Origin of the sequence: Staphylococcus sp. EG-SA-17 (assembly GCF_017151845.1) — a bacterium.
Lineage (GTDB): Bacteria > Bacillota > Bacilli > Staphylococcales > Staphylococcaceae > Staphylococcus > Staphylococcus aureus.
The window spans coordinates 13910-37385 of the sequence record NZ_JACVZO010000005.1; the positions used below are offsets into that span (position 1 = coordinate 13910).

Consider the following 23476-nt stretch of genomic DNA (forward strand, 5'->3'; position numbering starts at 1 on the left):
TATCATCTATGTATCAATTTACTTAAGATAACAGATTAATCGTTACCCCTTTCAATTGACCATCATAAAATATAAGTAAATTGTCCATGACAACCATTATATTTCAGTGACTTGTTCTGACCTCTTTTATGTTAATGACTTTTTGATTAAATTTCAGAAATTACTGGAATAATCATAGGACGACGTTTTGTACTTTCGAATAATAGTTTACTAATTTGATCACGCATATTTTGCTTAATTTCAGACCATTCTATGCGTTTTTCTTGTAAACCAGCCTCTACTATTTCACGTACTTTCTCTTCTGCTTCACGTAATAAGTCTTCACTTTCACGTACATATACAAACCCACGAGATTGAATTTCAGGTCCCGCAGCTATACGTCTATTTTTAGGATCTAACGTTACTACAGCAATAAAGATACCATCTTCTGCTAAAAGATGACGGTCTCTCAACACGATATTTCCTACATCCCCAATACCAATACCATCTATTAAAATATTTCCTGAATTTACCTTTTCATTTAATATCATATCTTTACCGTTGTAATTAATGACATCTCCTTTTTCCACAAGGAAAATCTTTTCTGGTGCAACACCTGCTTCAGCTGCTAGCTTCGCATGTGCTATCTGCATTTTAAATTCACCTTGTACAGGAATAAAGTATTCAGGTTTCATAATATTAATCATCATTTTTAATTCTTCCATGCAACCATGACTTGAAGCATGAATCTTCTTGTTATTTGGAATAATATGTGCGCCAGCACGTACAAGCTCATTTAATGTATTCGCAATGATAACTTCCATATTAGCAGAAGCCGTAATTGCTAAAAATACAGAATCGCCTTCTTCGATATTCATAATTTTATGCTTATGTTGCGCCATTTGACTTAAGGCTTCTACAGGTTCTCCTTGCATACCAGTAGCTATAATTATCACTTCATTTTTAGGATAATTATCAACTTCTGTTATAGGAATTAGCAAATCTTTAGGAATGTCGAAATACCCCATTTTACGAGCAATATTAAATGAACTTTCAAGTGATCTTCCTAAAAATGACACTTTACGATTTAGCTTGCTAGCAATATTTAAAACTTGCTGTATACGTATAAAGTTCGAAGCATAACATGAAACAATCAAGCGACCTCGCACTTTTGCAAAAGCGTCATACATATGATGTTCAATCACATTTTCCGGAGTATTATATCCAGGTTTCTCTGCCTCAGTAGAATCACTGATTAAGACAAATACGCCTTCTTCACCAATCTCTGCCATACGTTTAATATCTGGTGCATAATGTCCATGTAAACTTTGGTCAAACTTAAATTCACCTGTATACACAATGGCACCATATGAAGTATGAATACAAACACCTAAACTATCAGGAATACTGTGTGTCGTATTAAAGAAACTAATATTCACGTTTTTGAATCTCATAATTGAATCATTATTAACTGTGTAGTAGCGAACTTTTTTATCAATATTACGGGCTTTCATATTTTCTTTAATTAACGCTATTGTCAATTTAGATCCATATACTGGTGCATCTAATTGTTCTAAAACATAACTCACTGCACCAATCGCGTGCTCATGTCCGTGTGTAAGGAATATACCCTTCAATTTATCTTTATTTTCAAGTACGTATGAAATGTCTGGTATAACAATATCAATACCTAGCATTTCGTCTTCTGGAAACATAAGTCCAGCATCTAACATAAACATTTCATCGTCTACTTCAACGATATACATATTTTTAGCAATTTCGCCAACACCGCCTAATGGTATAATGCGAATATCTTTATTCTTTTTCTTTATTAAACTCAAAATCTTACCTCCTAAATTTGTTACCCGTCCATATATAAACTCACTATTCATTATAAGTTAAAAAACACTTGATGTACACTATTAATCACTATACATACAGGATAATTAACAGTTACACACAAAATAATAAAGCGTTTTAAAATGTTCAATACAACAAATTCAAAATGGATCACTTCGTAAAAAATTGCATAAAAAAATCACATGACGATACATTGTCGTCATATGACTTTAAATATTATTCTTCTAATGCTCTGTGTGAAGCATTTACTCGACCTTGTTTATCAATTTCAGTAATCTTAACTTCAATTGTGTCACCGATTTTTAATACATCTTCCACTTTTTCAATTCTATTTTTTGAAATTTGTGAAATGTGAAGCAACGCATCTTTACCCGGGAATAGGCCTACAAACGCACCGTATTTTTCAATACGTTTAACAGTGGCTTGATAAGTTTGACCTACTTCCGCTTCACGTGTAATTTCCTCAATGATTTCACGAGCACGATTTATCATAGCTTGATCAACGGCCCCAATAAAGATAGTACCATCTTGTTCAATATCTAATTTAACGCCTGTTTCATCAATAATTTCGTTAATTTTTTTACCACCAGGTCCGATAACATCTCTAATCTTATCTGGTTTAATTGTCATAGTTACAACTTTTGGCGCGTAAGCACTTAATTCAGTACGTGGTTGATCAATTGTTTGTAACATATGATTCATTATTTCTAAACGACCACGTCTCGCTTGTTCTAGAGCCTCTTCGATAATTTCACGCGTTAAACCATCAATTTTAATATCCATTTGGATTGCTGTAATACCTTCTTTAGTACCAGCGACTTTAAAGTCCATATCACCTAATGCATCTTCCATACCTTGGATATCAGTTAAAATCGTATAGCTATCTTCACGTGTAACAAGGCCCATAGCAATACCAGCAACTGGTGCTTTAATCGGTACGCCCGCATCCATTAATGCTAATGTTGATCCACAAATTGACGCTTGAGATGATGAACCGTTTGATTCAAGTACCTCACTTACAATACGAATTGTATATGGGAAATCAGCAGTATCAGGAATAATATATTTTAATGCTCTTTCACCTAACGCACCATGTCCAATTTCACGACGACCTGGCGCACGTACTGGACCAGTTTCACCTACTGAAAAATTCGGGAAGTTATAATGATGCATGAATCTTTTTTCTTCTTCAGGTCCTAAACCATCAATTAATTGATAATCGCCTAAAGCACCTAATGTTAAAACTGAAAGTGCTTGAGTCTGACCACGTGTAAATAGACCTGAACCATGCGTTCTAGGTAAAATACCAACTTCAGAATCTAATGGACGGATTTCATCAGGTTTACGGCCGTCTGGTCTAATTTTTTCATCTGCAATTAAACGTCGAACTTCTTCTTTCACTAATTCATTTAAAATTGCATAAACTTCTTTAATAAGTAATTCATTCTCTGGATCTTCTTCATCGATAAATTCATTGACGATTTCTTCTTTTAAGTTATCAAGATTTTCATCTCGTTGTTGTTTATCAAATGTTAAAACTGTTTCTTTAAGTCCTTTTTCTTCGGTTAAAGATTTTACACGTTCAACTAGCGCTTCATCACGCTCTGCTGGAATAAATTCTTGTTTAACAGGTTGAATGTGGTCGACGATTTGTTGTTGGAACTCAACTAAACGTTGAATCTCTTCATGACCAAAGAAAATCGCCTCTAACATTTCTTGTTCAGTAATCTCACTAGCGCCTGCCTCTACCATGTTTACTGCATCTTTATGACCAGCTACTTCAAGGTCTAAACGAGAAACTTCTTTTTCTTCTACTGTTGGGTTAATGATATATTTACCGTCAATATAACCCACATTTACACCGGCGATTGGCCCTTGGAATGGAATATCCGACACACTAAGCGCCATAGATGAACCAATCATTGCAGCCATTTGTGGTGAACAATCAGGATCTGCACTTAATACCATGTTCATAATTTGAACATCATGCTTATATCCTTTAGGGAATAAAGGTCTAATTGGTCTATCAATTAATCGCGCAGTTAATGTTGCATCGTCACCAGGACGTCCTTCTCTCTTTTTAAATCCACCAGGAATTTTACCCGCAGCGTACATTTTTTCTTCATAGTTCACTGTTAATGGGAAGAAATCTCCATCACGAGGTTCTTTTGATGCAGTTGCCGTCGATAACACGACTGTATCTCCATAACGAACCAATACAGCGCCATTTGCTTGTTTAGCTAATTGCCCTGTTTCAATCGTTAAAGATCTTCCTGCCCATTCAGTTTTAAAAACTTTCTTTTCTTGAGACATTATAAATCTCCTCTCTTGAATCTAATAGTTATATCATATCATTTATTATCGTATTTTAATATTAGTTATAAAATATTGAATTGGAAAAAAAGAGAGCGGGATATCCATCTATTATTTACAAAATAGACTTATCGTCCCACCCTTATCAGTATAAATATAAGTTATATTTTTTAAAAAAACATACTTTATTTTTAATATCTTGATTATTACTCTAGGTGTACTTATATCATCTTTATCTCATTGTAACCTTATTATTCACTCAATATTAGCTTAACATATAATAAATGTTAATATTTGTAAAAAGCTTTTTTAATATAAATTAAGGTTGGAACATAAATATGCCCCAACCTCAAAGACGTTATATTAAGATTAACGACGGATACCAAGTGATTTAATTAATTCACGGTAACGTTGAATATCTTTACTACGTAAGTAGTTTAATAAATGTCTACGACGACCTACCATTTTTAATAATCCACGACGTGAATGGTGGTCTTTTTTGTGTGTACGTAAGTGTTCGTTTACTGCGTTGATTTCTGCAGTAAGTACAGCGATTTGTACTTCTGGTGAACCAGTATCAGTTTCGTGTACACGGTATTCTTTAATGATTTCGTTTTTACGTTCTTGTGAAATTGCCATAATCAATTTCCTCCTTAAAATGTTTGAATACTCCTTAATCCGAGTTAGGCGTTGGAGATTCGACCTACTAAGAAAAAGGTGTGGTATAGATTGTTTATATAACTATACGCAACTCTAGATATTATAAGCTACTTCATCACCAAAATCAACTGCTAATAAATATTTAGCACGCGATTTATCATCATTCATTTGTTTAACTAATGGGTCGATACCATCAAATTTAATCTCAGGACGTAAGAAATGATGCCAATTCACGGTCACTCGTTCACCATAAATATTATCCTCAAAGTCAAAGATATTCACTTCGATGACAACTTCTGCTTTGTTAGGATCATGAAATGTTGGCTTTACACCTATGTTAGCTACCCCTCGATATAATTTATTTTCAGTGCCGATTTCAATACTAACAGCATAAACACCTTTACGAGGCAACAAATAATCATCACTAGGTTGAATGTTAGCTGTTGGGAAGCCAATAGTTCTTCCCCTTTTTTCACCTTGCACTACAGTGCCTTTAATAGAATATATATAGCCTAAAGCATCATTCGCTTTTTGCAACTCACCATTGATTAAATCTTGACGAATAGAAGTTGTAGAAATTTTTTCATTTTCAATTTCTTGTTTACTCACAATTGTCGTATTAAACGCATCATATTCTTGAAGAACAGTCATATTACCTTTTCCAAATTTACCAAAAGTAAAATCAAAACCAGCAATGACTTCTTTTACATTATTTTTAATTATATAATTTTCAACAAAATCTTCAACGCTCACATTAGCAAACCTAGATGAAAAATTAACCACTATACAATAATCAATATCATGTTGGCTAATTTTTTCGATTTTATCTGAAAGTGGCGTTAAATACGTTGTTCGTTTTCTTTTAGGATTCAACACGACAGATGGATGCGGATCAAATGTCATCACCGCTTTTTTTAAACTGCGTGCCTCAGCTATTTCGTTTAATATATCAAAGACTTTGTCATGACCTTTATGCATGCCATCGAAAAATCCGAATGCCATTGCAACATCCTCTGTAATATACTGTTTAGATTGTATAGGATGTGTCACTTCTATGACTTTCATAAATTCTATCTCCTTTAATTAAAGACTTTTTTAGGTTTAATTTCTGATTCTTTTGTAGGGTGTACCATATAAATTGCTAATACTTTTTCTGAATCATCATCAATAAATACAATTTGGTCTTTAATTTTGTTATCAAATTCATTTTTATTAAATTTCTGCCCATTTAAAATACGTTTTTTTATGTGCGAATCTTTAATTTTAATGCTTGGCAAACCCTTTAATCCATATTCTAAAGGAAACAATTTATTTTGCAATGAATCCTGCTCATGAAGTTCTTTTATTTGTTCTAATGTAAGGCTATCTTTCAACACAAATCCACCAGACTCGATTCGTGTTAATTTCGACATATGTGCCGGAAAGCCTAATTTCACACCAATATCAGTTGCTAGCGTTCTAATATATGTACCTTTACCACAGATGACGCGTATTTTAAAATGACACTCATTTTCTTTAAAATCTAATTCAGATATACGCCCAATGTCTTTAATATTAACTTTACGCTTTGGTCTTTCAACTGTTTCATTATTACGCGCATATTCATATAATTTTCTACCATTTACTTTGACGGATGAGTACATCGGCGGAATTTGTTCAATGATACCTTTAAAACTTTCTAACAATCGGTCAATATCGTCCTTATTAAAATCTGCTGAGTGTACACCTTTTGTTTCCAATGTATCACCCGTTTGATCTTCAGTCGTTGTACTTCTTCCTATCGATACAGTTGCTTCATAAGCTTTGCCCATATCCATAACATAATCACTAACTCTCGTTGCATTACCTATACATACCGGTAACACGCCTGCAACTTCGGGATCAAGCGTACCCGTGTGACCTATTTTTTTAGTTTTTAATATTTTACGCAATTTGAATACAACGTCATGACTTGTTAAACCGCGCTCTTTATATACTGGTAATATCCCATTATACATATAGTCACCTTCTTTTTTAAAATATATTTTAATAGCGTTTCAACTGAATTTATTCATAAAAAAACTGGAAAATGTTAACTATTTCTACACATCTATGTATTAACTGTTTAATGTTAATATACCGATATTAAGAAATTATCAAACATTTTCCAGATACCTAACACTAAATTATCTATCTTGTTTGTGTAAATCTTGAATCATTCGTTCAATTTTATTACCATATTCGATTGATTGATCATATTCATACATTAATTCCGGCATAATACGTAATCGCATCCTAGAACCTAATTCAGACTTAATGAAGCCTTTTGCTTTATCAAGTGCTTTAAATGTATTTTCTACTTCTTTATCGTTACCTAATACAGTTAAAAATACTTTAGCCTGCGATAAATCATTTGTTAAAACAACATCTGTAATTGTAATAAAACCAACTCGAGGATCTTTGACTTTATTGTTGATGATATCCATTAATTCCTTCTTCATTTGTTCACCAACACGCTCTGCTCTCATACTGCTCATTCTTGTCACCTCTTTATCTTTAAGTTCAATTGTTATTTGCATTTTTTAGTGTAACAATGCTTAAACAATTATTTTAGCTCACACGTTATTTTAATAAATTAAGCCTATAAAATCAAATAAAGTTTGCCGTAAGATAGGCATTTCAACAGAAAATTTTCCAATAATAGTCGACATTATATTTTGTCATTAAAAATCATTCTAGGCCACCACAAAATTTTATACAAAATCATGTCCATATAACGTAACTTTTAATAGGTAATCTATTCTAATAAAAAACCAAAAGCTAGTATCAAATATGCTCCCTATAAAGTAGACACTTAAAAAGTGCAATATTTATAGGGAGCATATCAATCTTAACTATACTTTTAGCTTGTAATTTATTTAATTAACGCTTAATTTCAACCATTTCAAATGCTTCGATAACATCGCCTTCTTTAAGGTCATTGTAGTTTTCAATTGTAATACCACATTCATAACCTTTTGCAACTTCCTTAGCATCATCTTTGAAACGTTTAAGTGTATCTAATTCGCCTTCATATTGAACAATACCATCACGAATAATACGTACACCAGCATTTCGCGTAATTTTACCTTCAGTAACATAACATCCAGCAATAGTACCAACTTTAGAAACTTTGAATGTTTGACGAACTTCAGCTTGTCCGATAACTTGTTCTTCAAATTCTGGATCAAGTAAACCTTTCATCGCTGATTCAATTTCTTCGATAACATTATAAATAACTCTGTGTAAACGCATATCAACATTTTCAGCTTCTGCAGCACGTTTTGCACCACTGTCTGGACGAACATTGAAACCAATGATAATACCATTTGAGGCATTAGCAAGTGTCACGTCTGACTCATTAATTGCACCAACCGCTGTATGAATGATACGAACATTTACGCCTTCAACATCAATTTTCATTAATGATGCAGCTAAAGCTTCAACAGAACCTTGAACATCACCTTTAATAATAACGTTTAAATCTTTCATTTCACCTTGTTTCATTTGTTCAAACAGGTTATCTAATGAAACATTTTTACTTTCTTGACGTTGTTGTACAATGCTAGCTTCGTGTCTTGATTCACCAATACGACGAGCTTGTTTTTCATCACTAAATACAACAAAGCGATCCCCAGCTTGTGGCACATCATTAATACCTGTAATTTCAACAGGCGTTGATGGACCAGCCGTTTTGATTCTTTGACCTAAGTCATTAACCATTGCACGGATACGGCCGTAAGTATTACCAACTACAATCGCATCACCAACATTTAATGTACCATTTTGTACTAATAATGATGCAGAAGGACCACGTGATTTATCTAATTCAGCTTCGATAACTGTACCAACAGCACGGTTTTTAGGATTTGCTTTAAGTTCTTGAACTTCTGCAACTAATCCTATCATTTCTAATAAATCGTCGATACCATCACCACTTAATGCAGAAAGTGGAACGAAAATTGTTTCGCCGCCCCAATCTTCAGGAATTAAACCATATTCAGTTAATTCTTGCATAACTCGATCAGGATTTGAAGTTGGTTTATCAATTTTATTTACTGCAACAATAATTGGTACTTCTGCTTCTTTAGCATGGTTAATTGCTTCAATTGTTTGTGGCATAACACCATCGTCAGCTGCAACTACTAAAATTGTAATATCTGTTACTTGTGCACCACGCGCACGCATCGTTGTAAATGCAGCATGTCCCGGTGTATCTAAGAAAGTGATTTTTTTGCCATCGTTTTCAATTTGATATGCACCAATATGTTGAGTGATTCCGCCTGCTTCACCTGCTGTAACTTTTGTATGACGAATTGAATCTAATAAAGTCGTTTTACCATGGTCAACATGTCCCATAATTGTTACAACTGCTGGTCTCTCAATTGCTTCTGGATCATCTTTTTCGTCTTCAAAGTAGATTGATAAATCTTCTTCATTAATCACAACTTCTTCTTCAACCTCAACGCCATAATCATCGGCAATTAATTCGATTGTTTCTTGATTTAATGATTGATTGATATTAGCAACAATACCAAGTAAGAATAATTTTTTGATAATTTCGGATGATTCAACATTTAATTTATCCGCAAATTCGCCTACTGTAATACCTTCTTGATATGTCACTTTTGATGGTATTTCTTTTGGAGCAGCTGGTTGATTTTGTGGTTTATTATTCTTGTTATTTTTCTTATTATTTCTATTATTCTTTTTATTGCCTTTGTTGCCTTTATTATTTTGTTGTTGATTCTTTTTGTTATCTTTTTGTTGCCCTTTATTTTGGTTTTGATTGTTTGATTTTTGGTGATTATTTTGAGTGCTTTGTTTATTGTCGTTCTTTTGTTCTTTTTTGAACTTTTTATCTAATGCTTTAATTTGGTCATCTTCCAAAGCTTGCATATGATTTGAAACCTCAATATTCATGCTTTTTAACTCATCTATAATCTCTTTACTCTTTAGATTTAATTCTTTCGCATATTCGTAAATTCTTTGTTTACTCATATAATCACTCCTTATGATATTCATCTATCATTGATAGCAACTTTTTAGCAAAGCCTGGGTCAGTAATCCCTACATTAACACGCTCACCTTTTCCAAGTGCTATTCCCAATTCATTTCGATTTCCAAACTTTCTGAATGGAACTTTGTAACTCTTACATTTATCTGTAATTAATTTAGCTGTATTATCAGACGCATCATTTGCAACAATAACGAGCTTCAAATTTCCTTTTTTAATCTCATTAACAATGACTGATTCACCTGTTTTTACTTTACCAGCTCTCATTGCTAATCCTAAAAAGTTTAATATTTGATCTATACTCATTTTGGGATTTCTTCTCTATAAATTAATCTAATAATTTCTTTGTAAACAGGATCCAATTGCTCTTTAGATGCTTTAAAATATTTTTCTAAAATTTCTTTTTGTTGTGCTTTTTCAACCATAGCAACATCTTTAGAAACATATGCGCCACGGCCTTGTTTCTTTCCAGTAACATCCGCAAAGATTTCGCCTTCTTTATTAACAACAACACGAATCATATCTTTTTTGGGATGCATTTCATTTGAAAGAATACATTTTCGCATCGGAATTTTTTTCTTTTTCATAGATACTTCACTCCAACCTATTATTCAGATTCTTTCTCTACATTTGTTTCAACTGAAACATCATTTACCTCTTCGGTTGATTCTGTTGTGTCAGCATCTTCTAAAGCAATATCTTCTTCAGTTACTTTTTCAGCTTCAACTACTGGATAGATACCCGCTTCACGCGCATCTGTTTCTGATTTAATATCAATTTTCCAGCCGGTTAATTTAGCAGCTAGACGTGCGTTTTGTCCTCTTTTACCAATCGCTAATGACAATTGATAATCTGGAACAACAACTACCGTAGATTGATTTGTTTCATCAACAATAACTTCTAAAACTTGAGAAGGGCTTAAAGCATTTTTTACAAATACTTTTGGATCTTCATTCCATTGAACGATGTCGATTTTTTCGCCACCTAGCTCTTCAACAACAGCTTCAACACGCGCGCCTTTGGCACCAACACATGCACCAACAGCATCTATATCATTGTTTTCAGAGAAGACACTAATTTTAGAGCGATCGCCAGCTTCACGTGCTACTGATTTAACAATTACAGTACCATCGTAAATTTCTGGAACTTCTTGTTCAAATAAACGTTTTAATAAACCTGGATGGCTACGAGAAACATAGATTTGAGGACCTTTTGTCGTTTGTTCCACTTTGTTAACATATACTTTGATACGTTCGTTAGGAATATATTTTTCGTTAGGACTTCTTTCTGCTTCAGATAAAACAGCTTCGATACGACCTAAATTCACATATACATAACGATGGTCAACACGGTCAATAATTCCAGTAAGTATGTCTTCTTCTTTGTCTATAAATTCTTCAAATAAAATTTCACGTTCAGCATCACGAAGACGTTGCATTACTGCTTGTTTCGCTGCTTGAGCACCTACACGACCAAAATCTTTAGGTGTTACATCTTCTTCGTATATATCACCAATTTCATATGCAGGGTTTTTAACAAGCGCTGTACTTAAATCCACTTCATCTCTGTCGTCAAATACTTCTTCAACAACATCTTTACGAGCGATAACTTTGAAAGTACCTTGATCCATATTTAATTCCACACGGACATTTCTTGCACTATCATAATTCTTTTTGTATGCAGTAATTAAAGCTGCTTCAATAGCATCAATTAATACTGCTCTAGGAATCTTCTTTTCTTTTTCTAAATACTCAGTAGCTAATAATAATTCATTACTTGACACGTTTTTTCCTCCTCATCACGTTAAATCATAACTGCGTGACGTGCTTTTGCTATTTTGTCTCTCGGTATCTCTATATCTTTCGTTCTTGCTTTGATTTTAACTTGTACTACAATTGTTTCATTATTGACTTCTTGTAAAATGCCTAACCATTCCTTTTCACCTTCAATTGGTACATATAAAGAAACAAATACAGGTTTAGTTATTGCATTTTGGAAATCTTGTTCTTTTTTAATTGGACGTTCTGCACCAGGTGACGCTACGTCTAAATAATACATTTCAGGAATAGGATCATTTGCATCCATAGCTTCACTTATTTTTTCAGAAGCTAGCGTACAATCATTTAAATCTACGCCACCTTCTTTATCAATAGAGATTCTAAGAAAATGATCTCTACCCTCTTTGACATATTCAACGTCTACAAGTTCAAAATTCAAGTCTTCCATTATTGGTTGAACGATCACTTCTACTTGTTCTGTAATTTTACTCATACAGGCCTCCCTTTTTGGCAAATAGAAAAGAGCGGGAATCTCCCACTCTTCTGCCTGAGTTCACTAATTTTTAAGCAACTTAATTATAGCATAAGTTTATGCTTGAAACAAATGACTTCACTATTAATCAGAGATTCTTGTAAAAGTTTGTTCATTTATTTCACCATTACATTCGAATAGACTCGTAAGACGCTAAAAAAATACAGGCATAACTTTGTGTCCAGCAACAATTTTGTATTTCTTCGACTATGCCATACGCATTAAATAAATAGCTTAATTATTTCATTTTACATATCGAATATCGAAAGTTGAGCTTTATCTGGTAAATTCGGTAATGAGCCTAACTCATCTAAATACTCAATAATTTTCTGAGATAATCCAGCTTTTTTGTTTAAATCTTCTTTTGATAAAAATGGTCCATCGTCACGAGCTTCAACAATTCGTTTCGCAACGTTTTCGCCAAGCCCAGGCACTGATATGAACGGCGGAATAAGTGTATCGCCTTCAATGATAAATTCGAACGCCTGACTCTTTTCTAAACTAATCGGTTGCATTCGATAACCTCGATGCGCCATTTCATTCATAATTTCCAAGACAGTTAATACGTCTTTTTCTTTTTTACCTAGATCCATATAGCGAGAATACATGTCTTTTACAGTATTTCGAATGCTTGTTTTATCTTTAATCATCGTTATTAAATCAAAGTCTGACGCACGAATTGTAAAGTAAGATGCATAGTAATAAAGTGGATGATGTACTTTGAAATATGCGATACGTACTGCCATTAAAACGTATGCTGCTGCATGGGCTTTAGGGAACATGTACTTAATTTTAAGACATGAATCTAAATACCAATCCGGCACTTCATTTTCTTTCATCGTTTCAATCATTTCTTCAGTTAAACCTTTACCTTTACGTACTGACTCCATTATTTTAAAAGCCATTGATGGTTCTAAACCAGCATACATTAAATAAACCATGATATCATCACGACAACCAATTACACTTGATAAATCACATATACCGGTTTTAATTAATTCTTGAGCATTGCCTAACCACACATCTGTCCCATGAGATAATCCTGAGATTTGAACTAATTCAGAAAATGTTGTTGGCTTTGTATCTTCTAACATTTGACGCACGAATCCTGTACCGAATTCTGGTACTCCAAATGTACCTGTTTTACATAAAATTTCATTTTCAGTAACACCCAAACTTTCAGGTGTACTAAAAATCTGCATAACTTCTTTATCATCTACAGGTATTGTTTTTGGATCAATTCCTGATAAATCTTGAAGCATACGAATCATTGTTGGATCATCATGTCCAAGTATATCAAGTTTTAATACATTATCATGAATAGAATGGAAATCAAAATGTGTCGTCATCCATGCTGAATTTTGATCATCGGCAGGATATTGTATCGGCGTAAAATCATAAATATCCATGTAATCAGGTACTACAATAATACCCCCTGGATGCTGTCCGGTTGTACGTTTAACACCTGTACATCCTTTAACGAGTCGATCTATTTCAGCGCCTCTTTTGTGGATGCCTTGATCATTCAAATAACCTTTAACATAACCAAAAGCAGTCTTTTCAGCAACGGTACCAATTGTACCTGCACGGAATACTTTATCCTCACCAAATAATACTTTTGTGTAGTTATGGGCATTCGGTTGATATTCACCACTAAAGTTTAAGTCGATATCAGGAACTTTATCTCCTTTAAATCCTAAAAATGTTTCAAACGGAATATCTTGTCCTTCTTTAATAAGTGGCGCTCCACAAGTTTCACACGTCTTATCAGGTAAATCGAATCCTGATCCTACTGAACCATCATTGAAAAATTCACTCCTTTTACAGTTCGGACAAATATAGTGTGGCGGTAACGGGTTTACTTCAGTAATCTCAGTCATTGTCGCTACAAAACTAGAACCTACTGAACCACGGGAACCAACTAAGTATCCATCATCTAATGATTTTTTAACTAAACGTTGCGAAATTAAGTAAATTACCGCAAATCCATTACCGATAATACTTTTTAATTCTTTTTCTAATCGATCAATTACGATTTGAGGCAGGTCTTCACCATACAATTTACGCGCATTTGCATAACTTAGTTCTCTAATTTCTTCGTTAGCACCTTCCATACGCGGTGTGTATAATTCATCTTTAATAGGAACAACACGTTCAATTCGATCTGCTAATTCGTTTGTATTTTTCACAACAATTTCATGCGCTTTTTCTTCACCTAAAAAATGAAACTCGTTTAACATTTCATCTGTAGTTCTAAAATGTGCTTCCGGTAAAGTTGAGCGATTAAGTGGATTGCCGGGTTGTGATGCTATTAAAATTTTACGTGCGATACCATCATGTTCAAACAAATAGTGTGCATTTCCTGTCGCAATAACAGGAATACCCGCTGTGTCACCTGCATGTATTAAACGTTGATAAATTTCATGTAATGTTTCAGTATCTCTAATAAGCTCTCTATCAATTAAATCTTGATAAAGTGCCGGTGGTTGAATTTCAATAAAATCATAATATTTGGCAATTTTTTCAACTTGGCTCTGGTCCTTCTGCATAACTGCCGTAAATAATTCACCTTCATCACACGCTGTACCTACCAATAATCCCTCACGATATTCATCTAACAATGAACGTGGAATTCGAGGCGTACGGTAGAAATACTTCACTAATGATGCACTTACAATTTTAAATAGATTTTTAAGACCTTGTTGGTTTTGTACAATTAATGTGACATGACTAGGTCTTGCACGTTTATATGCATCTTCATTACTGAGTTTTTTGTTGATTTCGTTATGATTTAATACGCCTAATTCTTTCATTTGTTGAACCATTTTTATGAAAATGTAAGCTGTTGCCTCTGTATCATAAATGGCACGGTGATGTTGCGTTAATTCTACACCGTATTTTTTAGCTAAGAAATTTAAACCATGTTTACCATATTCAGTATTAATCGTACGAGATAATTCTAATGTATCGATAACACCATTCGTAGATGGTCCAAATCCAAGACGTTCATATCCCGTGTCGATGAAGCCCATATCAAACGAAGCATTATGTGCTACGAATATCGCATCGCCAACCCATTCTTTAAATTCTGTAAGTACTTCTTCAATCTCAGGGGCATCTACTAACATATCATCAGTAATATGCGTCAAATTGATAATCGTTTCCGATAATCGTTCATGCGGATTACTAAACCTTTCAAACTTATCGATGATTTCGCCGTTATGAACTTTCACAGCTGCAAGCTCGATGATTTTATCATACTGATTTGATAAACCAGTTGTCTCAACGTCGAATACAACATAAGTAGCATCTTTTAATACGACATCTTGTGGTTTGTATGCAATCGGAACACCATCATCAACTAACATACCTTCCATACCGTATATCATTTTAATACCATGTTTTTCCGCTGCTGCGTGAGCATCTGGAAATGCTTGCACAACATTATGGTCTGTAACCGCAATGGCTGGATGTCCCCAGTCTGCTGCCTGTTTAACATACGCACTAATATTTGGTATACCATCCATTTGACTCATTGCAGTATGCAAGTGGAATTCTACACGCTTTTCTTCAGCCTTATCTTTTTTTGTCGCTTTTTTAATCTCTTCAATATCAGACATCATCATAACTAAATCTCTAATAAATGTATCTTCTTCAATACGACCTTGAGCCCTAACCCATTTACCAACACTTAGCGCTTTAAAATGTTCTAAATCATCTTTGTTTTTACGAGTAAACATTTTTAAAACTAAAGAGTCCGTATAGTCAGTCACTTTAATTTCTACGATATGACGACCACTTTTAAGTTCTTTTAAGTTAATATCAAAAATGACACCCTCTATTGCAACTTTATACTCTTCCTCAATAATAGATTCAATTGGTTTAATATTTTCAATTTGAATCGGCTTACCAATTTGACACTTATCGACAGCACTTTCGTTGTTATCTTGTTGTTTCGCTTTTTCAGCTTTCATTTTTTCAAGTTTCTCTGTTGCCAATCGTGCACTTTGTTCGTCTTCTTCTTGTATATGTGCTTCTAAAGAAGCTAAGTTTTGTTCTTGATCATTATCATTTGTTTCGAATATGATTTTATCGATATCAAAACCACAATTTCTAAACGCTTTGATAAGACTTCCATTGCATGCCTTATCAAAATGATTACGTTCAATGTCATTTGATACCATTACTTTTAATACTTTTCCAGACATAATAAGCTTTTTCTGTTTCAATTGACCTTTAACTTTTGGAGATAAAGCTGTTTGGTCAATACAGTGTCCAAAGTATTTAATTACATGTTCATCTTGATTCGTGCCATTTGTTACCGTAAAACGACATGTAACGTTGGCGATATCTTTAAACTCTTGCTCTATTGCATTTATAAATAATAAATAATCTTCATGAGCTAAGAATTGTGGTAATGTAATATGAAATTCCCATGTTCTGTTTTTGTTAGAAACATCTATACGTGTCAGTTCACCTGAATTTAAAATTTCAGCATCTAATTGATTTGAAATTTTAATTTGATCAGTAAGCACTTTAAATTTTTGTTGCTCTGTCATTGCCAAGACAATTACCACCTTAAATAGAAATTACTTTTACGTGTTCGAACAATATTTAGATTATGTGAGCATAGTAATGATAGAAAATTAAATGCTTTATATTTGGCTAATCATAATATTGTTAAAACAAATTTATCTTTAATTATACTATGTCTTCAGTCATTTTTCATCGAATAATCATTATATCAAAAATAATAAGAGCAGGACATAAGCATCTGATTTCTTTCAGCTTTTTCCTACTCTTATAATTCATTCGATCTTAATTATTTTAAGTTATCATATTTATTTGTAATGACAGTGATTAAGTCATCAATGTGGACTTCTTCGCTATCACCTGTTAAACGTTCTTTAACTTCTACAATACCTTCCGATGCACGTTTACCAACAACAATTCGCAGTGGTAAACCAATTAAATCGGCATCATTAAATTTGACACCCGCACGTTCCTGACGATCATCGTACAACACATCAAATTTAGTATTAAATTCAGCATATAGTGCATCCGCTAGTTCTCGTTGATCATCTTTCTTAGGATTAATAGAAATTAAATGTAAATCAAATGGAGTAACTGATTTAGGCCAAACAATACCATTATCATCGTGATTTTGTTCAACAATTGCACTTAGCGTTCTAGAAATTCCAATACCATAACAACCCATAATTAACGGTTGAGCTTTTCCTTGATTATCTAAGAATGTAGCATTCATTGATTCTGAATACTTAGTACCCAATTTAAATACTTGACCAACTTCAATACCTTCAGCAAAATGTGCAACGCCTGAACCATCACTTAACTTTTCGCCTTCTAAAATAAAACGGAAATCGCCATATGCATCAACGTTGAAGTCTCTACCTACATTTACATTAATTAAGTGATAACCATCTTCGTTAGCACCGACAACTAAATTATTTAAATCTTGCACAAAATTATCTGCATAAATTTTGATTTCTTTATCAATTACAGGACCTAGTGAACCAGGATTTGCACCAACTAAATTAACAATTTCGTCTTGTGTTGCTAATTCAATATTATCTGTGCCGAAATAAGATTTTAATTTAATGTCATTAATTTCATGATGTCCACGCACTAAAACCATAATATATTCGCCATCAACTTTGAAAATCATCGTTTTAACGATTTCATCTACTGGTCTACCTAAAAAGTCTGCCAATTCTTGCGCAGTCTTAACATTTGGTGTTTCAATTTTTTCTATAGGTTGCACAGTAGTATGCTTATGATTTGGTTCGTAAACGACTTCTGCTTTTTCGATGTTAGCAGCATAATCGCTTTCTTTACTGTAAACGATTGTATCCTCACCGATAGCACTTAATGCCATAAATTCATGTGTATGGCTACCGCCAATAGCACCTGAATCTGCAACTACTGGTCTTGCGTTAATGCCAACTCTCTCAAAAATACGGCTATACGCTTGATACATATCTTGATACGTTTGATCTAATGATGCCTCGTCAGCATGGAATGAATACGCATCTTTCATAATAAATTCACGACCACGAAGTAAACCAAAACGTGGTCTCTTTTCATCACGGAATTTAGATTGAATTTGGAATAATGTCATCGGTAATTGTTTGTATGATTTCAATTCATTTCTTACTATTGATGTAACTAATTCTTCATGTGTTGGACCTAATGCAAATTGTCTTCCATGTCTATCTTGTAAACGCATTAATTCTGGGCCATATGCACCCCAACGTCCTGATTCTTCCCATAATTCAGCTTGTTGTAACGCTGGCATTAAAATTTCAACAGAATCGATACGTTCCATTTCTTGTCGCACAATTGCAGTAATATTATTTAACACACGTGTTGCTAGCGGTAAATAACTATAAATCCCACTTGTACTTTGTTTTATCAAACCCGATTTCAATAATAAACGATGACTTTGTGCTTCTGCTTCTGATGGCACGTCACGCATCGTTGGTATAAAAACTTTGGATTGCTTCATAATTATTTATCCTCCTAAATTATAAGAAATATCGTCGAATATCATTCCACGTTACTAATATCATAATAACGACCATGAAAATGGCACCAATAGCAATAATCGTTGTTTCCGCTTTTTTATTAACTGGTTTTCTGAAAATCGCTTCATATATAACAAATAAAATACGACCACCGTCTAGTGCAGGAATAGGAATTAAATTCATAATACCTAAGTTTACACTTAATAACGCAGTGTAACCAATTAAGCTAATGATACCCGCTTTAACAACTGAGTCTACGTTATGATAAATACCAACCGGACCATTTAACATATCAAATGAGAATCCGCCCGTAAATATACTAGCCAACATACCTACTACAGCTGTAAAAATATAAGTACTACCGATTAAAAAGCTTTTAAATCCGAATACAATTGGTTTAAAAAGTGTATGTTCACTCGCTGGTTGGAATCCGAGAACATACTTCGTCTCTGAACTTACTTTAGTCAGTTTTCTTTCAGTCTTTTTAGGTGTTAATTCAACTGACTTCGTTTTACCATCACGTTCAAATTTAACAGTCGTCTTATTATCTTTAACTTTATCTAACGCCTTATCAACATCATCAAATTCAGATATTTTATATTTGCCAATTTGAACAATTTTATCACCTTTTTGTAATCCTGCTTGTTGTGCTGGATACTTATCTGCGACTTGTTCTACAGTAGACGTAGGTGTACCTTGATAATATGCAAGACCAATAAATAGGACTAAAGCTAATATAAAGTTAAATAACGGTCCCGCAAATAATGTTAAAAATTTCGGCCATGGCTTTTTATGTGCAAATTGTCTGTCTCTCGGAGCAATTTGAACTAAGCTACCATTTTCAACAAAGAAAGACTTTCTAGCAATTTTAAAATGATGTCTTTCATTATCATAAGCAGTGATACCTTCTATGAATAAGTCATCCTTAAAATCACATTTTTTAACTTCGATCGCTTCAATTTGTTGAAACTTATGATGATCATCTAATATGATATGTGTTATTTCATTTTCTTCATTCAGTTTAATTTTAACGTTCATACCGGGCTCGACTGGTGGCTCTTCTAAGCCATCTCCTGCCATACGAACATATCCACCAACAGGCAATAACCTAATAGTGTAAAGTGTTTCATTTTTTCTAAAACTAAAAATTTTTGGCCCCATACCGATCGCAAATTCTGGACACATAATGCCTGCTCTTTTCGCAAAAAACATATGGCCATATTCATGAACAGTTACTAGTACACCAAAAACAATAATAAATGCAATTATTGTAACTAAATAGCTCACTCGCTACACCTCGATTGTTTATAAATTTCTTTTATTTTAAAATTGATTGCTGTATACGTAACATAAGTCATTATAATATGATACTGACAAATCACAAAATATAACGTCTAATTTTCAAAGTTAATATTGCGTATAATTTTCAAAAGGAGTTCTGAGATTCATTAAATTATCTCAGCAACTCCTCTTTACGTTTATTGATTTGTTCTCAGCATTAAGCTTGTATTAATAAAATATTTAATAATGGTAACACAAACATAAAGCTGTCAAATCGGTCTAAAATACCACCGTGTCCAGGTAGTATACGACCTGAGTCTTTAACGCCGAAATGACGCTTAAATCCTGATTCCACTAAATCACCTAATTGACCAAATAAACTTAAAATCAATGTCACTCCAAGTAATATCCATACATTCATATTGAAATCTACAAAATATAACATTGCAAGTGGTACTATCAAACTACAGAACAAGCCACCTATGAATCCTTCGATTGTTTTATTCGGACTTATTACTGGCCAAAGCTTATGTTTACCCATCATTTTACCAAACAAGTAAGCCCCTGTATCTGTAAGCCAAACAATTAAAAAGGCATATAATATGTAATGTAATCCTTCTGATCTCGTTTCATAAAAGAACATAAAACCAATGCCTACATAAGCCACAGACATTAAGCAAAATGCAGCATCCATAAAACTAAATCTGTTTTTAGATAAGACAGTATAACTTAATACAATAAAGCTCATTGCAATTAAACTTTTTAATTGAATTACTTGTACCCATGGCCCTGCATGTTGTGGCAACATAATGATGATAAGACCAACTGCACTAATTAAACCAGGAACTGAAACAAATTTAATCATATTCATATTCAACAATTCTTTTAATGCAATCAATGCTAATATATTAGCAAATATCATTAACACAAGGCCGCCTTTTAACAAGATAGGCAAGAATACGATTAAGGCAATAATAGCTGTCAGCGTTCTAACTTTCATACTATACTACTCCTCACTCAATCCGCCAAAGCGTCTTTGACGTGACTGATAAATTTTTATACATTTAATTAATTCATCTTCGTCAAAGTCAGGCCATAATTTTTGATTAAAGATAAATTCACTATACGAAACTTGCCAAATCAAGAAATTACTTATTCTTTGTTCTCCTGAAGTACGAATTAACAACTCTGGATCAGGATAGTCTTTTGTCATTAAATGATTGTTTATATATGTTTCATCTATGATATCACTATTTAAACCTTGTTGATGAAGCTCGTCAAACATATTTTTAATACTATGAACAAGTTCTGCTCTGCCACCATAATTAATTGCAAATATTAATTTTAAGCCGGTATTATTAGCTGTCTTTTCTTTAGCATTATTAATTGCTTCTATCGTTGATTTTGGCAACTTATCAGTAAATCCAATTGTTTCAACTTTGACATTTTTTTCAATTAGTTCCGGTAAGAATGTCTTTAAGAAATTGACAGGCAAATTCATAATATAATTTACTTCACTTTCAGGTCTTGACCAATTTTCAGTGGAAAAGGCATATAAAGTTAAGTACTTAACACCAATATCACTAGCTATCCTAGTAATTTTTTTTATTGTTTGCATACCTTCGTAATGGCCTTTAATTCTAGGCATTTTTCGCTTCTTAGCCCATCGCCCATTACCATCCATAATAATAGCGATATGTTCAGGTATATTAGACGAGTCTAATTCTTCATTATAATTATTTATAGTGTTCTTTTTATTTATTAGCTTTTTAAACATGGTCTTTCCTCCGAGCCTGATCATCTCTGTCATATAGTATAAGTTACTAAACAATCATTATCATTTTATCATACTCATTTAATGCATTGAATAAGCAAATAAAAAAACTGTACCAAAGTCTGACTCGGTACAGTTTACACCAGAAATGTGACATACATACTGAGGTTAAAAATTACATAACTTTATTATAGCAATATACCTAATGCCTATTATTTATAAAGTATATGTTTAATTAACTTGTTTAAACACCATTTTTATGCTCATTGTGAATTTAAATTATCACATGCATCTTTGATTTAATTAAACATGCCCATTTTAAATGTTACATTATCGTTTAATACTGGCATTTTAATATGTCATTGTATATTAGTTTTATACTGACATAATATCTTTTTCTTTATCAGCAATCATTTGATCAATTTCTTTTATTGAATTGTCTGTTGCTTTCTGAACATCTTCAGTACCACTTCTCAACTCATCTTCAGTAATGTCGCCATTTTTTTCATCTTTTTTCAACTGATCATTCATATCACGACGAATATTTCGAACAGATACTTTAGCTTCTTCACCAATTTTCTTAACATCTTTAACGCGCTCTTTTCTACGCTCTTCTGTTAAGGCAGGTACTGCAATACGTATCACTTCACCATCACTTGTTGGGTTGACACCTAAGTTAGCCGCTATTATCGCTTTTTCGATGTCAGCTACAGAAGTTTTGTCGTATGGAGAAATAACAAGTAAACGTGCTTCTGGAACATTGATGCTTGCTAATTGTTGTACAGGTGTTGGTGCACCATAGTAATCAACTGTTACGCCGTTTAATAAATTTGAATTAGCTCTTCCTGCACTGATATTAGCTAATTCACGTGATAAGCTTTCGATTGATTTTTGCATTCTTGATTTAGTTTCATTAATAATGTCACTCATTATTTTACACCTCTAAATTTATTTTGTAATTAACGTACCTATCTTTTCACCCATAACAGCACGTTTAATATTTCCTTCTTCCATAATAGAGAAAACAGTTAACGGAATGTTATTATCCATACAGAATGAGGATGCTGTTGAATCCATTACTTGTAAACCTTCTTGAAGCATTTGAATATGCGTTAAATGTTCATATTTTACCGCATCTTTGTTTACTTTAGGATCTGCAGAATATACACCATCTACATTATTTTTGCCCATTAAAATAACATCTGCTTCAACTTCTGCAGCACGTAATGCCGCTGTAGTATCTGTAGAGAAGTATGGGTTTCCAATACCTGCAGCAAAAATAACTACACGTTTCTTTTCTAAGTGTCTAATTGCACGACGACGAATATAAGGTTCAGCCACTTGCTTCATTTCAATAGATGTTAATACTCGTGTATCACAATCCAATTGTTCTAAACTATCTTGTAATGCTAAGGCATTCATTACAGTTGCAAGCATACCCATGTAATCAGCAGTTCCACGGTCCATACCTAAGTCACTACCTGTTTTACCTCTCCAAATGTTTCCGCCACCAACGATTACTGCGATTTCACAGTCCATTTTAGCAACTTCAGCCACTTGCTCAGCAACACTTTTAATAATTACTGGATTTATGCCAAATCCTTTTTCTCCAGCTAACGCTTCACCACTTAGTTTCAAAACTACACGTTTATATTTAGAAATTTGAGCCATTTTCTTATCCTCTCTATCGTGAATATATGTAACATATACAAGTAAAGA

At 33.3% G+C, this 23476-nt stretch carries 18 protein-coding genes; all 18 read right to left on the reverse strand.

Going from position 1 to position 23476, the window contains the following annotated elements:
* Positions 1–146: 146 nt before the first annotated feature.
* The 18 genes from rnjB to pyrH all read right to left on the reverse strand — a co-directional run bounded on the left by rnjB (position 147) and on the right by pyrH (position 23428).
* A complete protein-coding gene (gene rnjB, locus IDG65_RS03595) occupies positions 147–1820 on the reverse strand; it encodes a ribonuclease J2 (RefSeq protein WP_000052590.1) in 1674 nt (557 codons plus the stop codon).
* A 235-nt stretch (positions 1821–2055) separates the two neighbouring features.
* Positions 2056–4152: a polyribonucleotide nucleotidyltransferase gene (pnp, locus tag IDG65_RS03600; RefSeq protein WP_000076695.1), complete on the reverse strand. Its 2097-nt coding sequence runs from the start codon at positions 4150–4152 to the stop codon at positions 2056–2058.
* A 369-nt stretch (positions 4153–4521) separates the two neighbouring features.
* Complete coding sequence (rpsO, locus tag IDG65_RS03605; protein ID WP_001018328.1) at positions 4522–4791, reverse strand: 30S ribosomal protein S15; 270 nt, start codon at positions 4789–4791, stop codon at positions 4522–4524.
* A 114-nt stretch (positions 4792–4905) separates the two neighbouring features.
* On the reverse strand, positions 4906–5877 hold the full coding sequence (gene ribF / locus IDG65_RS03610; RefSeq protein ID WP_000864185.1) for a riboflavin biosynthesis protein RibF: 972 nt from the start codon (positions 5875–5877) through the stop codon (positions 4906–4908).
* A gap of 14 nt (positions 5878–5891) precedes the next feature.
* Positions 5892–6809, reverse strand: coding sequence for a tRNA pseudouridine(55) synthase TruB (gene truB, locus IDG65_RS03615; protein WP_000282308.1), 918 nt, complete (start codon positions 6807–6809; stop codon positions 5892–5894).
* A 168-nt stretch (positions 6810–6977) separates the two neighbouring features.
* Positions 6978–7328 carry a 30S ribosome-binding factor RbfA gene (rbfA, locus tag IDG65_RS03620; RefSeq protein ID WP_000097322.1) on the reverse strand — a complete coding sequence of 117 codons (351 nt, stop codon included), beginning with the start codon at positions 7326–7328 and terminating at the stop codon, positions 6978–6980.
* Between the two features lie 385 nt (positions 7329–7713).
* Positions 7714–9831, reverse strand: coding sequence for a translation initiation factor IF-2 (gene infB, locus IDG65_RS03625; RefSeq protein WP_000043635.1), 2118 nt, complete (start codon positions 9829–9831; stop codon positions 7714–7716).
* A gap of 4 nt (positions 9832–9835) precedes the next feature.
* Positions 9836–10153 carry a YlxQ family RNA-binding protein gene (locus IDG65_RS03630; protein ID WP_000020853.1) on the reverse strand — a complete coding sequence of 106 codons (318 nt, stop codon included), beginning with the start codon at positions 10151–10153 and terminating at the stop codon, positions 9836–9838.
* Positions 10150–10434, reverse strand: coding sequence for an RNase P modulator RnpM (rnpM, locus tag IDG65_RS03635; RefSeq protein ID WP_000727423.1), 285 nt, complete (start codon positions 10432–10434; stop codon positions 10150–10152). The genes IDG65_RS03630 and rnpM overlap by 4 nt, the downstream gene beginning before the upstream one ends.
* 20 nt (positions 10435–10454) lie before the next feature.
* On the reverse strand, positions 10455–11630 hold the full coding sequence (nusA, locus tag IDG65_RS03640) for a transcription termination factor NusA (protein ID WP_000097460.1): 1176 nt from the start codon (positions 11628–11630) through the stop codon (positions 10455–10457).
* A 20-nt stretch (positions 11631–11650) separates the two neighbouring features.
* Positions 11651–12118 carry a ribosome maturation factor RimP gene (rimP, locus tag IDG65_RS03645; RefSeq protein WP_000036633.1) on the reverse strand — a complete coding sequence of 156 codons (468 nt, stop codon included), beginning with the start codon at positions 12116–12118 and terminating at the stop codon, positions 11651–11653.
* A 287-nt stretch (positions 12119–12405) separates the two neighbouring features.
* Positions 12406–16716, reverse strand: coding sequence for a PolC-type DNA polymerase III (locus IDG65_RS03650; protein WP_078158003.1), 4311 nt, complete (start codon positions 16714–16716; stop codon positions 12406–12408).
* A gap of 263 nt (positions 16717–16979) precedes the next feature.
* Positions 16980–18683, reverse strand: coding sequence for a proline--tRNA ligase (locus IDG65_RS03655; protein ID WP_000814096.1), 1704 nt, complete (start codon positions 18681–18683; stop codon positions 16980–16982).
* 19 nt (positions 18684–18702) lie between these two features.
* On the reverse strand, positions 18703–19989 hold the full coding sequence (rseP, locus tag IDG65_RS03660) for an RIP metalloprotease RseP (RefSeq protein ID WP_000121118.1): 1287 nt from the start codon (positions 19987–19989) through the stop codon (positions 18703–18705).
* A gap of 211 nt (positions 19990–20200) precedes the next feature.
* Complete coding sequence (locus IDG65_RS03665) at positions 20201–20983, reverse strand: phosphatidate cytidylyltransferase (RefSeq protein ID WP_000868412.1); 783 nt, start codon at positions 20981–20983, stop codon at positions 20201–20203.
* Between the two features lie 6 nt (positions 20984–20989).
* A complete protein-coding gene (locus IDG65_RS03670; RefSeq protein WP_000473699.1) occupies positions 20990–21760 on the reverse strand; it encodes an isoprenyl transferase in 771 nt (256 codons plus the stop codon).
* Between the two features lie 372 nt (positions 21761–22132).
* Complete coding sequence (frr, locus tag IDG65_RS03675; protein WP_001280006.1) at positions 22133–22687, reverse strand: ribosome recycling factor; 555 nt, start codon at positions 22685–22687, stop codon at positions 22133–22135.
* 18 nt (positions 22688–22705) lie between these two features.
* Positions 22706–23428 carry a UMP kinase gene (gene pyrH, locus IDG65_RS03680; protein ID WP_000057330.1) on the reverse strand — a complete coding sequence of 241 codons (723 nt, stop codon included), beginning with the start codon at positions 23426–23428 and terminating at the stop codon, positions 22706–22708.
* Positions 23429–23476 lie beyond the last annotated feature (48 nt).

Excerpts from the sequence above, each read along its gene's own strand:
- pnp (WP_000076695.1), bottom strand. The coding sequence starts at position 4,152 with ATGTCTCAAGAAAAGAAAGTTTTTAAAACTGAATGGGCAGGAAGATCT.
- rpsO (WP_001018328.1), bottom strand. The coding sequence starts at position 4,791 with ATGGCAATTTCACAAGAACGTAAAAACGAAATCATTAAAGAATACCGT.
- ribF (WP_000864185.1), bottom strand. The coding sequence starts at position 5,877 with ATGAAAGTCATAGAAGTGACACATCCTATACAATCTAAACAGTATATT.
- truB (WP_000282308.1), bottom strand. The coding sequence starts at position 6,809 with ATGTATAATGGGATATTACCAGTATATAAAGAGCGCGGTTTAACAAGT.
- rbfA (WP_000097322.1), bottom strand. The coding sequence starts at position 7,328 with ATGAGCAGTATGAGAGCAGAGCGTGTTGGTGAACAAATGAAGAAGGAA.
- infB (WP_000043635.1), bottom strand. The coding sequence starts at position 9,831 with ATGAGTAAACAAAGAATTTACGAATATGCGAAAGAATTAAATCTAAAG.
- IDG65_RS03630 (WP_000020853.1), bottom strand. The coding sequence starts at position 10,153 with ATGAGTATAGATCAAATATTAAACTTTTTAGGATTAGCAATGAGAGCT.
- rnpM (WP_000727423.1), bottom strand. The coding sequence starts at position 10,434 with ATGAAAAAGAAAAAAATTCCGATGCGAAAATGTATTCTTTCAAATGAA.
- rimP (WP_000036633.1), bottom strand. The coding sequence starts at position 12,118 with ATGAGTAAAATTACAGAACAAGTAGAAGTGATCGTTCAACCAATAATG.
- IDG65_RS03650 (WP_078158003.1), bottom strand. The coding sequence starts at position 16,716 with ATGACAGAGCAACAAAAATTTAAAGTGCTTACTGATCAAATTAAAATT.
- IDG65_RS03655 (WP_000814096.1), bottom strand. The coding sequence starts at position 18,683 with ATGAAGCAATCCAAAGTTTTTATACCAACGATGCGTGACGTGCCATCA.
- IDG65_RS03665 (WP_000868412.1), bottom strand. The coding sequence starts at position 20,983 with ATGAAAGTTAGAACGCTGACAGCTATTATTGCCTTAATCGTATTCTTG.
- IDG65_RS03670 (WP_000473699.1), bottom strand. The coding sequence starts at position 21,760 with ATGTTTAAAAAGCTAATAAATAAAAAGAACACTATAAATAATTATAAT.
- frr (WP_001280006.1), bottom strand. The coding sequence starts at position 22,687 with ATGAGTGACATTATTAATGAAACTAAATCAAGAATGCAAAAATCAATC.
- pyrH (WP_000057330.1), bottom strand. The coding sequence starts at position 23,428 with ATGGCTCAAATTTCTAAATATAAACGTGTAGTTTTGAAACTAAGTGGT.